Here is a 12,778-nt window from a genome sequence, read left to right as displayed (position 1 = left end):
CAGCCTCATGCAACTGTTCAGGTTTCGAAGACGGCGCGGGAAGGGGCCATGCCAGGCACCGGTCTGCCTTGCGGACGACCAGGATTCTCTCGGCCTCCTTCCCGCCTCCCACCATACACCAATTCGAACACACAGGATTCTCGGGACGGGGCCCGAGAATGACGAAGCGTCGAATGCTAAGCCTTCGCGATCAAGTCATGGCCGGCTCTCGAGGATCCTGTCGCGCACTGTGGCGTCCATTCGGACGCACGGCGCTCTACACTCCCGTGAGCGGGACGATCGGCGATCCGTCGGAGAACCGCGAGAACCGGAAGGCGGTGGGATCGACAAGCGGCGCGGCGTTCGTCGCGAGATCGGCGGCAAGCCGCCCCGCCGCCGGCCCGAGCCCGAAGCCGTGGCCGGAAAAACCCGTGGCGACCACGAGGCCCGGGCGCTTCTCGACGGTCGAGATCACCGGCACGGCGTCGGGCGTCACATCGATCAGCCCGGCCCAGCGCTGGGCGATCTTCGCGTCCCGGAACGCCGGAAAGGCCGCGGCCAGCCGCATCATGGCCGCATCGCCCATCGTCACGTCGGGTTCGGGGTCGAGAATGCGGGTCCGCTCATAGGCGCTGACGCCGTCGCGGCCGGTGCGGCGCATATCCCGCCATTCGTCGATGAAACGCCGGCCGATTCGCGGCGACATCGCCCGCCATTCCATCTTCAGGGCCGGCATGAACTCCCTGAAGAAGCGGAAGCTGTCCGGGGTCAGATCGTAGACGTTGGAGGCGAGCGTCGAGACCGTGTAGCCGCCATCCGCCCGCTTGCGCACGGAAAAGCCGGGCCCGCGCACCGTCACCTCCGGCCCGCCCTCGACCGGCTCGGTCCTCAACACCGAATTCAGCACCTTGAGCTGCGGCAGGGTGACGTCGACGTCCCTGAGCAGAAGCCGCGACCAGGCGCCACCGGCGACGACGACCAAGTCGCAGGCGATGTGGCCGCTCTCGGTGGTCACGCCCGAGATCGCGCCGGCCGTCGTCTCGATCTGGCGTACGGCGCAGCCGGTCAGGATCGTCGCGCCCCTCGCCTTCGCGGCGCGGGCGATGGCGGGCGCGGCCTTTTGCGGCTCGGCCCGCCCGTCCGTCGGCGAATAGAGCCCGCCGTCGAAATCGACGTTCATGTCCGGCACGAGTTCGCGGACCCGGTCGCTGTCGATCGCTCCGACCCGGTGCTGGGTCCCCTTGATATAGTCGAGCCATTTCAGATTTTCGTCGCGGAACTTTTCCGAATAGAACGGCACGACGATCCCGCACTGGCGATAGCCGACGTCCGAGCCGACGCGTTCGGCAAGGCCTTCCCACATCCGGATCGACGCCGCCATCAGGTCGATCTCGCGCGGATCGCGCCGCGACATGCGCACCCAGCCCCAGTTGCGGCTCGACTGCTCTCCCGCGACGACGCCCTTTTCGCACAGCACCACCGAAAGGCCGCGCTCGGCCAGTTCCAGCGCCGCAGAGGTGCCGACGATGCCGCCGCCGATCACCACGACGTCGGCATGGGACGGCTGCCCGGCGCTGGGCTCGACCGGTTCGACCTGTGGTCCTGGCATTGCAATTCCTTCGTTTCTGGCTCGATCTGCACGGCCAGGCCCCGCGGCCGCCAACCGGGACGCAAGCTTGCCGGGCCTTTCGGGATGAGGTCGGTGGATCGGGTGTCGAGACCGTCGCTTCGTCGACCTGCGTTGTGTGAGATTAGTCGGCTGGGAGACATTCGCAACATGTTCGGCGCGGTAACCGAGCCGATCGCTCGTCGCCCGCTGCCCGGGGCCGATAACCGTACGCGAGTTGGCCGCGACCAACGGGCGCAAGGGTTTCCCCACAGTTGAAGTTCGTTCACTCCGGCGATAGGTCTGGCCCACCAAATCAGGCGGGCACACGATGGCAAATTCGAGGAAGCGGGATCAGGCGGCGGCAAGGAACCAGCCAGGCTCGACCCCGCCATTGACCCAGGACCCGCATGCGACGAGAGAGCCGACGGAGCACAATCTCGAAGCCGCGATCGGCCACGAGGTTCGCGCCTTTCGCAAGAAACTCGGCATCACCGTCAGCGATCTCGCCTCGGCGACCGGCGTTTCTCTCGGCATGCTGTCGAAGATCGAGAACGGCAACATCTCGCCTTCGCTGACGACGCTGCAGGCGCTTTCGCGGGCGCTCGGCGTGCCGCTGACGGCGTTTTTCCGGCGTTTCGAGGAGGCGCGCAACGCCGTCTTCGTCAAGGCCGGCGAAGGCGTCGAGCTGGAGCGTCGCGGCACGCGGGCCGGCCACCAGTACAATCTGCTCGGCCATATCGGCAACAACACCAGCGGCGTGACCGTCGAGCCCTATCTCATCACCCTGACGACCGATTCCGACGTCTTTCCGACCTTTCAGCATGCCGGCATGGAGTTTCTCTACATGCTGGAGGGAGAGGTGATCTATCGTCACGCCAACAATCGCTACCACATGCAGCCGGGCGACAGTTTCTTCTTCGACGCGGATGCGCCGCACGGGCCGGAAGAACTCGTGAAACTGCCGAGCCGCTATCTCTCGATCATCTGCTATCCCCAGCACGAGACGGGCTGAGCGCCGCTCGCCAGTGAACTTGCGGCGGGCGTCGACGGCGCCTCCAGAGAAAAAATTATTCCTCATAGTTGAGACGCGCCGATTCCTGTGGCATAGCTGATCCATCGTCTTCGCGAGGGGGATCCACAGATGTGCGGCATTGTCGGCCTGTTTCTGAAGGACCCGGCGCTCGAGCCGAGGCTCGGCGAGCTGTTATCCGCCATGCTGATCACCATGACCGATCGCGGGCCGGATTCGGCCGGCATCGCGATCTACGGTAAGCCCGTTCCCCGCCGCATGAAGCTGACGCTGCAGTTCGACCGGCCGCAGGAGGATTTCGACGGTCTCGCCGAGCAGCTGGAGCATCTTTCCGGCGACGCGGTGACGGTTTCGCTCAAGAGCAGCCATGCCGTCGTGCAGCTGCCCGCCGAAGCCCTGGACGACGCGCGCGCCTTCCTGCGCCGGGCGCTGCCCTCGATCCGCATGATGAGCGCGGGCGAAAGCGTCGAGATCTACAAGGAAGTCGGCCTGCCGCAGGAAGTCGTCGCGCGCTTCGACATCCGCTCCATGGCCGGCACCCACGGCATCGGCCACACCCGCATGGCGACGGAATCGGCGGTGACGACGCTTGGCGCCCATCCCTTCTCGACCGGGCCGGACCAGTGCCTCGTCCATAACGGCTCCTTGTCGAACCACAACAATCTGCGCCGTGAACTTGCCCGCGCCGGCATCCGCTTCGAGACCGAAAACGATACCGAGGTCGCCGCCGCCTATCTGACGGCGCGAATGGCCAAGGGGCGCAATCTCGGCGAGGCGCTGGAAGACGGGCTTTGCGATCTCGACGGCTTCTTCACCTTCGTCGTCGGCACCAGGACCGGCTTCGGCGTCTTGCGCGATCCGATCGCCTGCAAGCCGGCCGTGATGGCCGAGACGACAAGCTACGTCGCCTTCGGCTCGGAATATCGCGCCCTCGTCGACCTGCCGGGCATCGACGGCGCCCGCATATGGGAGCCGGAACCCGCCTCCGTCTATTTCTGGGATCGCGATCGCCTGGCCGGCGAAAGCACCCTCGCGGCCTGACCTCGGGAGACCCGCAGCTTGCCAACGTTCGACCTTTCCCAGACGCCGCTGCGGGAGCTCAACCAGGCGCTTCACGGCCTTGCCGCCGGCGCCAATGACACGGAATTCGAGGTCGTCAATCCGCGCGGCAGCCATGCCGTCGCCGTCGGCTGCGATGCGCCCGTCGCCGTCTCGATCCGGGGCTCGGTCGGCTATTACTGCGCCGGCATGAACTCAGCCGCGACCGTCACCGTGCATGGCTCGGCCGGTCCGGGCGTTGCCGAGAACATGATGTCGGGCACGGTCGTCGTCGAAGGCGACGCCTCGCAATATGCCGGCGCCACCGGGCGCGGCGGCCTCCTCGTCATCAAGGGCAACGCCGCCTCGCGCTGCGGCATCTCGATGAAGGGGATCGACATCGTCGTTCACGGCAATATCGGCCACATGTCGGCCTTCATGGGCCAGTCCGGCAATCTCGTCGTCCTCGGCGATGCCGGCGAGGCGCTCGGCGATTCGCTCTACGAGGCGAAGCTCTTCGTTCGCGGCAGCGTGAAAAGCCTCGGCGCCGACTGCGTCGAGAAGGAGATGCGAGAAGAACATCTGACGCTTCTCGCCGGCCTGTTGGAAAGGGCCGGCGTCACCGGCGTCGAGCCGTCGGAGTTCAGGCGTTACGGCTCGGCCCGCAAGCTCTACAGCTTCGACATCGACAATGCCGACGCCTATTGAGGCGGGAGTTCGCTGAGAGCCATGACCTATCACAACCCGCCGACACCGCCCCGTAAATCCGCGATCTTCGACGACGTCTCGCTCGCCGAGATCCGGCGTGCGGCGGCCACCGGCATCTACGACATTCGCGGCGGCGGCACCAAGAAGGCTCTGCCGCATTTCGACGACCTGTTGTTCCTCGGCGCCTCGATGTCGCGCTACCCTCTCGAAGGCTACCGCGAGCGCTGCGACACTTCAGTCACCCTCGGCACGCGCTTTGCCAGGAAGCCATTGCAGCTGAAGATTCCGGTCACCATCGCCGGTATGAGCTTCGGCGCCCTCTCCGGCCCCGCCAAGGAAGCGCTCGGACGCGGCGCGACGCTGTCGGGCACCTCCACCACCACCGGCGACGGCGGTATGACCGACGAGGAGCGCGGCCATTCGGAGCTTCTGGTCTATCAGTATCTTCCCTCGCGCTACGGCATGAACCCCAAGGACCTGCGCCGCGCCGACGCCATCGAGATCGTCGTCGGCCAGGGCGCCAAGCCCGGCGGCGGCGGCATGCTGCTCGGCCAGAAGATCTCCGACCGGGTCGCGGAAATGCGCACGCTGCCCAAGGGCATCGACCAGCGCTCGGCCTGCCGGCATCCCGACTGGACCGGGCCGGACGATCTGGAGATCAAGATCCTCGAACTTCGCGAGATCACCGACTGGGAAAAGCCAATCTACATCAAGATCGGCGGCTCGCGGCCCTATTACGACACGGCGCTCGCGGTGAAGGCCGGCGCCGACGTCGTCGTTGTCGACGGCATGCAGGGCGGCACGGCGGCGACCCAGGACGTCTTCATCGAGAATGTCGGCCTGCCGACGCTCGCCTGCATCCGCCCGGCGGTTGAGGCGCTGCAGGAGCTCGGCATGCATCGCAAGGTGCAGCTCGTCGTCTCCGGCGGCATCCGCAACGGCGCCGACGTCGCCAAAGCCCTGGCGCTCGGCGCCGACGCCGTCTCGATCGGCACGGCGGCGCTCGTCGCGCTCGGCGACAACGACGCGAAATGGGAAGCCGAGTACAACGCGCTCGGAACCACGGCCGGCGCCTATGACGACTGGCACGAGGGCAAGGATCCGGCCGGCATCACAACCCAGGACCCCGAGCTTGCGGCGCGCCTCGATCCCATCGCCGCCGGCCGGCGGCTTGCCAACTATCTGAAGGTGATGACGCTGGAAGCCCAGACCATCGCCCGCGCCTGCGGCCACAACCACCTGCACAATCTGGAGCCGGAGGACCTCGTCGCCCTCACCATCGAGGCGGCGGCGATGGCAAGGGTGCCGCTCGCCGGCACCGGCTGGATCCCCGGTCAGACGGGGCTCTGACGACGAGCGAACGCATAAAGGGGGCCGTAGAAGCCCCCGGCGCGAAGAAAAAGACAATGCCGGGAGGCGCCCCAACGTCGAACGAACCGCAGGGGAAACCATGACCAGCGATCTGTCGGCCTTTGCCGCCGAAAACGGCATCAGATACTTCATGATCAGCTTCACCGACCTGTTCGGCGGCCAGCGCGCCAAGCTGGTTCCGGCCCAGGCGATCGCCGAGATGCAGGCGGACGGCGCCGGCTTTGCCGGCTTTGCCACCTGGCTCGACATGACGCCCGCCCATCCCGATCTGTTCGCGATGCCCGATCCCGGCTCCGTCATCCAGCTTCCCTGGAAGCCGGAGGTCGCATGGGTCGCGGCCGACCTCAAGATGGAGGGCGAGCCCGTCGCCCAGGCGCCGCGGGTGGTGCTGAAGCGTCTGATCGCCGAGGCGGCCGAAGCGGGGCTCAGGGTCAGGACCGGCGTCGAGGCGGAATTCTTCCTCATCACCCCCGACGGCAAGGCGATCTCGGACGAATACGACACCGCCGAAAAGCCCTGCTACGACCAGCAGGCGGTCATGCGCCGTTACGACGTCATCGCCGAGATCTGCGACCACATGCTGGGCCTCGGCTGGGAGCCCTACCAGAACGACCACGAGGATGCGAACGGCCAGTTCGAGATGAACTGGGCCTTCGACGACGCGCTGAAAACCGCCGACAGGCACTCCTTCTTCAAGTTCATGGTGAAATCCGTCGCCGAAAAGCACGGGCTGCGCGCGACCTTCATGCCCAAGCCCTTCAAGGGCCTGACCGGCAATGGCTGCCACTGCCACGTCTCGGTGTGGGACAATGATGGCGCGGTCAACGCCTTTGCCGACGAGGACGCCCCGTTCGGCCTGTCGGCCGAGGGCAAGACGTTTCTCGGCGGCATCATGAAACACGGACCGGCGCTCGCCGCGCTGACCAATCCGACGGTCAATTCCTACAAGCGGATCAACGCGCCGCGCACGGTCTCGGGCGCCACCTGGGCGCCGAACTCGATCACCTGGACCGGCAACAACCGCACCCACATGGTGCGCGTGCCCGGCCCCGGCCGCTTCGAGCTGCGCCTGCCCGACGGCGCCGCCAATCCCTATCTCCTCCAGGCGGTGATCATCGCCGCCGGCCTCGACGGCATCCGCTCCAGGGCCGATCCCGGCCCGCATCGCGACATCGACATGTATGCCGAGGGCCCCACCGTCACCGACGCCCCGAAACTGCCGCTCAACCTCCTCGACGCGCTGCGCGAATTCGAAAAGGACGAGGGGCTGACGTCGGCGCTCGGGGCCGAGTTCTCCAGGGCCTATCTGAAGCTGAAGCGCAAAGAGTGGGACAGCTATTGCGGGCATTTCACCGACTGGGAACGCGCGACGACGCTCGACGTGTGAGAAGCGGCACACTGCACGGCGAGCGCTCAGCGATCGGCCCGTCACATAGCGGCAGGTCGCGAAGCGCTTGAGCAATCTGCGCATATGCGGAGTGAAACCTCCCGCTCGCACGCGACAGGAGAGGCGCCTTCCTCACCGCTTCGTCATTCTCGGGCCCCGTCCCGAGAATCCAGAGCAGCGCTTCAACCGACTGAGTTGGTTGAAGAAAACATCCTTCTTGAACGTCGCATTGTGGATTGCCGGGCCCCGTCCCGAAAATGACGAAGTGTCGGGGGCGGCTGGAGCTCTCCCACCCTCGTCTCTGCTCGCCATCGAGCCGGGCGCGGCGACCGCGCGCCCGCCCTTCTTTGACCGGCGGCGCCTGCACAAGCACCCGCGGCACCAGCGGCAAAACCGAGACGATAAGCGGCCTTCGAAAGCGCCAGATCAGCGCATGAGCAGGGCATGGATCTGCTTCTAATTTGAGCAGAAGCGCAAACAGACAGCGAGACGGTTTCCTTGCGGCGCCGGAAAACCCCTCCCCAACCACAATCCGAAAGCGAAGAGCCGAGCCGGCCGCATCTGGCACGTTTCTCGCATGGGGAAACAATATTTCCTCCTGATTGCGTTGCGGTCGAGGGGATCAGGCACGACGCGGTGAACCGGGTTCCCCTGGCGGGACGATCAAAGGAGAAGCGGATGGATCAGCAACTGTTGGAACTCGGGCAGAAAGTCGCTGCCCTCGAGGCCAGTTCGGCGATGTCGAACACGGTCAACATGGAGATCTTCTACTGGTGGTGCACCGCCCTGATGATCACCATCCACGCCGGCTTCCTCGCCTATGAGATGGGCGCCTCTCGCGCCAAGAACGTGCTCGCCGCCGGCACCAAGAATCTTCTCGCCTTCGCCTTCGTGGTGCCGACCTTCTTCTTCTTCGGCTGGTGGATCTACAACGCCTTTCCCGGCGGCTTCACCATCGCGGAAGGCTCCGAGTCCGCCCTGCCCTGGGCGAGCGCCATGGGGCCGAACCTTGCCGACAACGCCACCGGCGTGTTCTGGGCGGCCTTCGCCCTCTTCGCCGCGACGACCGCCTCGATCATGTCGGGCGCGGTGATCGAGCGCATCCGGCTGACCGCCTTCCTCGTTCTGGCGATCATCCTCGGCTCGGTTGTCTGGATTCTCGCCGCCGCCTGGGGATGGCATCCGACCGGCTGGCTGACCACCGAATTCGGCTTCCACGACGTCGGCGCGGCAGGCTGCGTCCATCTCGTCGCCGGCGCCTTCACCCTCGGCGTCCTGATCAATCTCGGCCCGCGCATCGGCAAGTACAATGCCGACGGCACGCCGAATGCCATCAAGGCCCACAGCGTGCCGCTGACCGTCGTCGGGCTGATGCTGATCATCGTCGGCTTCTTCGGCTTCCTCGGCGGCTGCATCATCTACAATTCCGGCGCCCAGTGGACCAACATCTTCGGCCAGCCGGCGACTCTCTCGGCCTTCGCCTTCAACACCGTCATGGCCTTTGCCGGCGGCATCATCGGCGGCTGGGTGAAGACCCGCGATCCGTTCTGGATGATGTCCTGCGGCCTCGTCGGCATCATCTCGGCAGCCTCCGGCCTCGACGTGTGGTATCCGCCGATGGCCTTCATCATCGCCGTCGTCGCCGGCTTCGTCGCACCGATGGTCGCAAACGCAATCGAAAAGGCCGGCATCGACGATGCGGTCGGCGCCGTCGCCGTCCACGGTGCCGGTGGCGCGATGGGCGTCCTTGCCGTCGGCCTCTTCGCCGCCGGCTATCCGAACATCGACGGCATGCCGCCGGTGTCGCTGTTTGGCCAGCTCGTCAGCCTCATCGTCATGGCCGCTCTCGGCTTCATTCCGGGCTATGCGATCTCGGCCGTGATGAAATCGGCCGGCTATCTGCGCGTTCCCCACGACGTGGAGGTGATGGGCCTCGATCTCGTCGAGGTGCCGATCGAAGCCTATCCCGAAGGCATGACCCGCCCCGCCGCGCCGATCATGACGCCCGGCATCGAGACCGGCGGACCGGCCGCCGTCCCCGCCGAATGACCGCCGACCACCATCGAAAGGCAAGCCGACCATGAACACATCGCCGATCACCCAATGGGAGGGCGTCGAGGCCTATTTCACCCTCGCCCACAGCGGCTTCGGAACGGTGCTGACCCTCATCGTCTCTGTCGCCCTCGTGGCCGGAGCGATCTGGTACGGCACTCATCACGAAAGTCGCGACTTCGCGAAGTTCACGAAGAAGCCGTAGCCCTTTGAAGGCACGCGAGACGGAAGATTTCCTCGCGGCCCTGAAATCCGCACAGCGGCTCGAAAATCATTTCCGATTTTCGAGCCGCTGTCGTAGGATTCCTGCGTTGGCCTCACCCGGGCCTCCCCCCTCCATTCGGGAAAGCATTCGCCATGCAGGAAGATCGGCTCTTTGGACCGACCCCGTTCGAGCGCGCATGAGGAGGGATTGCGGACCTTGCTCGCAACGCGGAGGTTCTCGATGAAACTGTCTCTCCCGATCTTCAGACTGAAACGGCAGGCGCGATTGTTGTCCCGCGAGGCCGCGATACCGCTTCACGAGGCGCTCGACCGGCTGGCCCGGCGCGAAGGCTTTCGAAGCTGGAGCCTTCTCGCGGCCGAGGCGTCACGCTTGCGGCCGGGCGAACGGCTCCTCCCCCGGTTCGCGCCGGGTGATCTCGCCCTCCTCGCTGCGCGGCCGGGCCATGGCAAGACCCTGCTCGGCCTTGAACTCGCGGTCGCGGCGGTGCGCGCCGGGCGAAGCGCCTTCTTCTTCACCCTCGAGGAAACGGAAGCCGGAATTTCGCAGCGGCTGAGGTCCCTCGGTCTTGGGAGCGAGGCCGCTCGGCTCGTCGTCGACACGTCCGACGACATCGCCGCCGGCTTCATGATCGATCGCATGGGCGCCGCACCGCGCCCGGCCCTCGCGGTGATCGACTATCTGCAGCTTCTCGACCAGCAGCGCCGCAAACCGCAGCTTTCGGTTCAGGTCCGCCAGCTGCATGATTTCGCCGCCGCTACCGGCGCGACGGTCGTCGCGATTTCGCAGATCGACCGGGCCTTCGAGGACCGGGGCCGCAAGATGCCGGAACCATCCGACATTCGCCAGCCCAATCCCCTCGATCTTGGCCTGTTTTCAACGGCCTGCTTCCTTCACGACGGCGAAGTCCGGTTCGGGGCGATGAACGCCGCCGCCTGATTTCTCGCGCGATATCGCCTCTTGCAATCCCTTCGCCGTGCCGTTAAACGCCCGTACCGTAACGTACGGTACGGCTGATGGATCTGGCGACGGCATTCGAGAACGAGACCGGCAAGGGCGGCGCGGGCGATGGCCCGACCGCCCGGCAGGTCGACGTGCTCGACGCCGCGCTGGCCCTCATCGTCGATCCCAAGGCGACGCTGACCATGTCGAGCCTTGCCAGAGCCGCCTCCTGTTCGAAGGAATCGCTCTATAAGTGGTTCGGCGATCGCGACGGCCTCCTGACCGCGATGGTGCAGTGGCAGGCGGCCAAGGTGCGCGGCCTGCCGGTCGGGCGGAGCGACCTCGACCGCAAGCGGCTTCTCGGCGGCCTCGAGGCCTTCGCCGCCGACTGGCTGACGGTGCTCGCCAGCGAGACGTCGGTCGCGCTGAACCGGCTTGCCGTCGGTGAGGCAGCCAGCGGCGGCGGACGCAATCTCGGCCGGATCGTTCTTCAGAACGGCCCCGTCGCCATGGGCCGGCGCCTCGCGCCGCTGCTCCAGACGGGCCGCGAGGCGGGCCTTCTCGCCTTCGAGGATGGGGGCGAAGCGTTTCGCGATTTCTTCGGCCTGGTCGTGCGCGACGTCCAGATCAGGCTGCTTCTCGGCGACAGGATCGACCTGTCGCCCGCCGACATCCGCGCCGCGGCAAGCCGTGCGGCGCGGCATTTCATGGCCCTTTACGGGGCCGACCAACGGCCAGACGGGCCACAACGCGAAAGCAAACAAGGGAAGGAATGACCATGCGCGTCTATTACGATCGCGATGCCGATCTCGGTCTCATCAAGGGCAAGAAGGTCGCCATCATCGGCTACGGCTCCCAGGGCCGCGCCCATGCGCTGAACCTGAAGGACTCGGGCGTGCCGGAGATTGCCATCGCCCTGCGCGAAGGCTCGGCCACCGCCAAGAAGGCCGAGGCCGACGGCTTCAAGGTCATGTCCGTCGCCGAAGCCGCCGCTTGGGCCGATCTGATGATGATGGCGACGCCCGACGAGCTTCAGGCCGGCATCTACAACAAGGACATCGCCCCCAACATCCGCGACGGCGCGGCGATCGCCTTCGCCCACGGCCTCAACGTCCATTTCGGCCTGATCGAGCCGAAGAAGACCGTCGACGTTCTCATGGTCGCGCCGAAGGGCCCGGGCCACACGGTGCGCTCGGAATATCAGCGCGGCGGCGGCGTGCCCTGCCTCGTCGCCGTCCATCAGGACGCCTCCGGCAACGCGCTCGACCTCGGCCTCTCCTATGCGTCGGGCGTCGGCGGCGGCCGCTCGGGCATCATCGAGACGACCTTCCAGGAAGAATGCGAGACCGATCTCTTCGGCGAGCAGGTGGTGCTGTGCGGCGGCCTCGTCGAATTGATCCGCGCCGGCTTCGAAACCCTCGTCGAGGGCGGCTATGCGCCTGAGATGGCCTATTTCGAGTGCCTGCACGAGGTGAAGCTCATCGTCGACCTCATCTATGAGGGCGGCATCGCCAACATGAACTACTCGATCTCCAACACCGCCGAATGGGGCGAATACGCCACCGGCCCGCGCATCATCACGGAAGAGACCAAGGCCGAGATGAAGCGGGTGCTCACCGACATCCAGACCGGCAAGTTCACCTCCGAGTGGATGCAGGAATGGCATTCGGGCGCCGCGCGCTTCAAGGGCATCCGCCGGCGCAACGACAAGCACCAGATCGAGGAAGTCGGCGAGAAGCTGCGCGGCATGATGCCGTGGATCAAGGCCAACGCCCTGGTCGACAAAGAGCGCAACTAAGAACTGGCGCGGCGCCCGCCGCCGATCCACGGCCTTCTTTGCCTGCCCGTCCTCGCGTCTGCGACGCTGCGGGCGGGCGGGGGGATCAAGGCCAACGCCCTGGTCGACAAAGAGCGCAACTAAGAACTGGCGCGGCGCCCGCCGCCGATCCACGGCCTTCTTTGCCTGCCCGTCCTCGCGTCTGCGACGCTGCGGGCGGGCGGGGGGATCAAGGCCAACGCCCTGGTCGACAAAGAGCGCAACTAAGAACTGGCGCGGCGCCCGCCGCCGATCCACGGCCTTCTTTGCCTGCCCGTCCTCGCGTCTGCGACGCTGCGGGCGGGCGGGGGGATCAAGACCAACGCCCTGGTCGACAAAGAGCGCAACTAAACCTCGGACACCGCGCGCTCCGACGATCCACGGCCTCCTCTGCCTGCCCGTCCTCGCGGCTGCGACGCTGCGGGCGGGCGGCGGATCGAGGCCCCCTCATCCAGAACGAGCGCGACGAAGGGCTTTGCATTTCAGACGATAGCCAGTCCTTGCGACCTTACGAGGGAACGACAGACTGATCGTCACCGCAGAACAGGCGCCGGCGCCTTGCCCGGCGGCTGTTTTGTGATTCGCTCCTACAATTGCATCGATTTTTTCCCGGCGACTTCACC

11 protein-coding genes are annotated in these 12,778 nt (G+C 66.2%); 10 read left to right on the top strand and 1 reads right to left on the bottom strand.

Annotated features, from left to right (window positions below; genetic code table 11):
• Positions 1-256: 256 nt before the first annotated feature.
• Positions 257-1,588, bottom strand: coding sequence for an NAD(P)/FAD-dependent oxidoreductase (locus tag J6595_RS14665; protein WP_209595311.1), 1,332 nt, complete (start codon positions 1,586-1,588; stop codon positions 257-259).
• A gap of 328 nt (positions 1,589-1,916) precedes the next feature.
• On the opposite strand from J6595_RS14665, the gene J6595_RS14660 reads away from it, so the two are divergent.
• From J6595_RS14660 to ilvC, 10 genes are all read left to right on the top strand, one after another.
• Complete coding sequence (locus tag J6595_RS14660) at positions 1,917-2,600, top strand: helix-turn-helix domain-containing protein (protein ID WP_209595310.1); 684 nt, start codon at positions 1,917-1,919, stop codon at positions 2,598-2,600.
• Positions 2,601-2,729: 129 nt separating this feature from the next.
• A complete protein-coding gene (locus J6595_RS14655) occupies positions 2,730-3,659 on the top strand; it encodes a class II glutamine amidotransferase (protein ID WP_209595309.1) in 930 nt (309 codons plus the stop codon).
• A gap of 18 nt (positions 3,660-3,677) precedes the next feature.
• Positions 3,678-4,364 (top strand): GltB/FmdC/FwdC-like GXGXG domain-containing protein, encoded by a 687-nt coding sequence (locus J6595_RS14650; protein WP_209595308.1) that lies wholly within the window; start codon positions 3,678-3,680, stop codon positions 4,362-4,364.
• 21 nt (positions 4,365-4,385) lie between these two features.
• Positions 4,386-5,714, top strand: coding sequence for an FMN-binding glutamate synthase family protein (locus J6595_RS14645; protein WP_209595307.1), 1,329 nt, complete (start codon positions 4,386-4,388; stop codon positions 5,712-5,714).
• Positions 5,715-5,814: 100 nt separating this feature from the next.
• A complete protein-coding gene (gene glnT / locus J6595_RS14640) occupies positions 5,815-7,122 on the top strand; it encodes a type III glutamate--ammonia ligase (RefSeq protein ID WP_209595306.1) in 1,308 nt (435 codons plus the stop codon).
• Between the two features lie 678 nt (positions 7,123-7,800).
• A complete protein-coding gene (locus J6595_RS14635; RefSeq protein ID WP_209595305.1) occupies positions 7,801-9,171 on the top strand; it encodes an ammonium transporter in 1,371 nt (456 codons plus the stop codon).
• 31 nt (positions 9,172-9,202) lie between these two features.
• On the top strand, positions 9,203-9,379 hold the full coding sequence (locus J6595_RS14630) for a hypothetical protein (protein ID WP_209595304.1): 177 nt from the start codon (positions 9,203-9,205) through the stop codon (positions 9,377-9,379).
• A gap of 240 nt (positions 9,380-9,619) precedes the next feature.
• On the top strand, positions 9,620-10,336 hold the full coding sequence (locus tag J6595_RS14625) for a DNA helicase (RefSeq protein ID WP_209595303.1): 717 nt from the start codon (positions 9,620-9,622) through the stop codon (positions 10,334-10,336).
• Positions 10,337-10,413: 77 nt separating this feature from the next.
• Positions 10,414-11,115, top strand: coding sequence for a TetR/AcrR family transcriptional regulator C-terminal domain-containing protein (locus J6595_RS14620; RefSeq protein WP_209595302.1), 702 nt, complete (start codon positions 10,414-10,416; stop codon positions 11,113-11,115).
• Between the two features lie 2 nt (positions 11,116-11,117).
• Positions 11,118-12,137, top strand: a complete 1,020-nt coding sequence (gene ilvC / locus J6595_RS14615) for a ketol-acid reductoisomerase (RefSeq protein ID WP_245198427.1) — start codon at positions 11,118-11,120, stop codon at positions 12,135-12,137.
• The last annotated feature ends 641 nt before the right edge of the window (positions 12,138-12,778 follow it).

Source organism: Jiella mangrovi, from assembly GCF_017815135.1.
GTDB lineage: Bacteria > Pseudomonadota > Alphaproteobacteria > Rhizobiales > Rhizobiaceae > Jiella > Jiella mangrovi.
This window is presented reverse-complemented; position numbering and strand designations above follow the sequence as displayed.

What these genes read in the sequence shown, in the direction of transcription:
- glnT (WP_209595306.1), top strand. Translation starts at nt 5,815, where the DNA reads ATGACCAGCGATCTGTCGGCCTTTGCCGCCGAAAACGGCATCAGATAC.
- J6595_RS14660 (WP_209595310.1), top strand. Translation starts at nt 1,917, where the DNA reads ATGGCAAATTCGAGGAAGCGGGATCAGGCGGCGGCAAGGAACCAGCCA.
- J6595_RS14625 (WP_209595303.1), top strand. Translation starts at nt 9,620, where the DNA reads ATGAAACTGTCTCTCCCGATCTTCAGACTGAAACGGCAGGCGCGATTG.
- ilvC (WP_245198427.1), top strand. Translation starts at nt 11,118, where the DNA reads ATGCGCGTCTATTACGATCGCGATGCCGATCTCGGTCTCATCAAGGGC.
- J6595_RS14635 (WP_209595305.1), top strand. Translation starts at nt 7,801, where the DNA reads ATGGATCAGCAACTGTTGGAACTCGGGCAGAAAGTCGCTGCCCTCGAG.
- J6595_RS14630 (WP_209595304.1), top strand. Translation starts at nt 9,203, where the DNA reads ATGAACACATCGCCGATCACCCAATGGGAGGGCGTCGAGGCCTATTTC.
- J6595_RS14645 (WP_209595307.1), top strand. Translation starts at nt 4,386, where the DNA reads ATGACCTATCACAACCCGCCGACACCGCCCCGTAAATCCGCGATCTTC.
- J6595_RS14665 (WP_209595311.1), bottom strand. Translation starts at nt 1,588, where the DNA reads ATGCCAGGACCACAGGTCGAACCGGTCGAGCCCAGCGCCGGGCAGCCG.
- J6595_RS14655 (WP_209595309.1), top strand. Translation starts at nt 2,730, where the DNA reads ATGTGCGGCATTGTCGGCCTGTTTCTGAAGGACCCGGCGCTCGAGCCG.
- J6595_RS14620 (WP_209595302.1), top strand. Translation starts at nt 10,414, where the DNA reads ATGGATCTGGCGACGGCATTCGAGAACGAGACCGGCAAGGGCGGCGCG.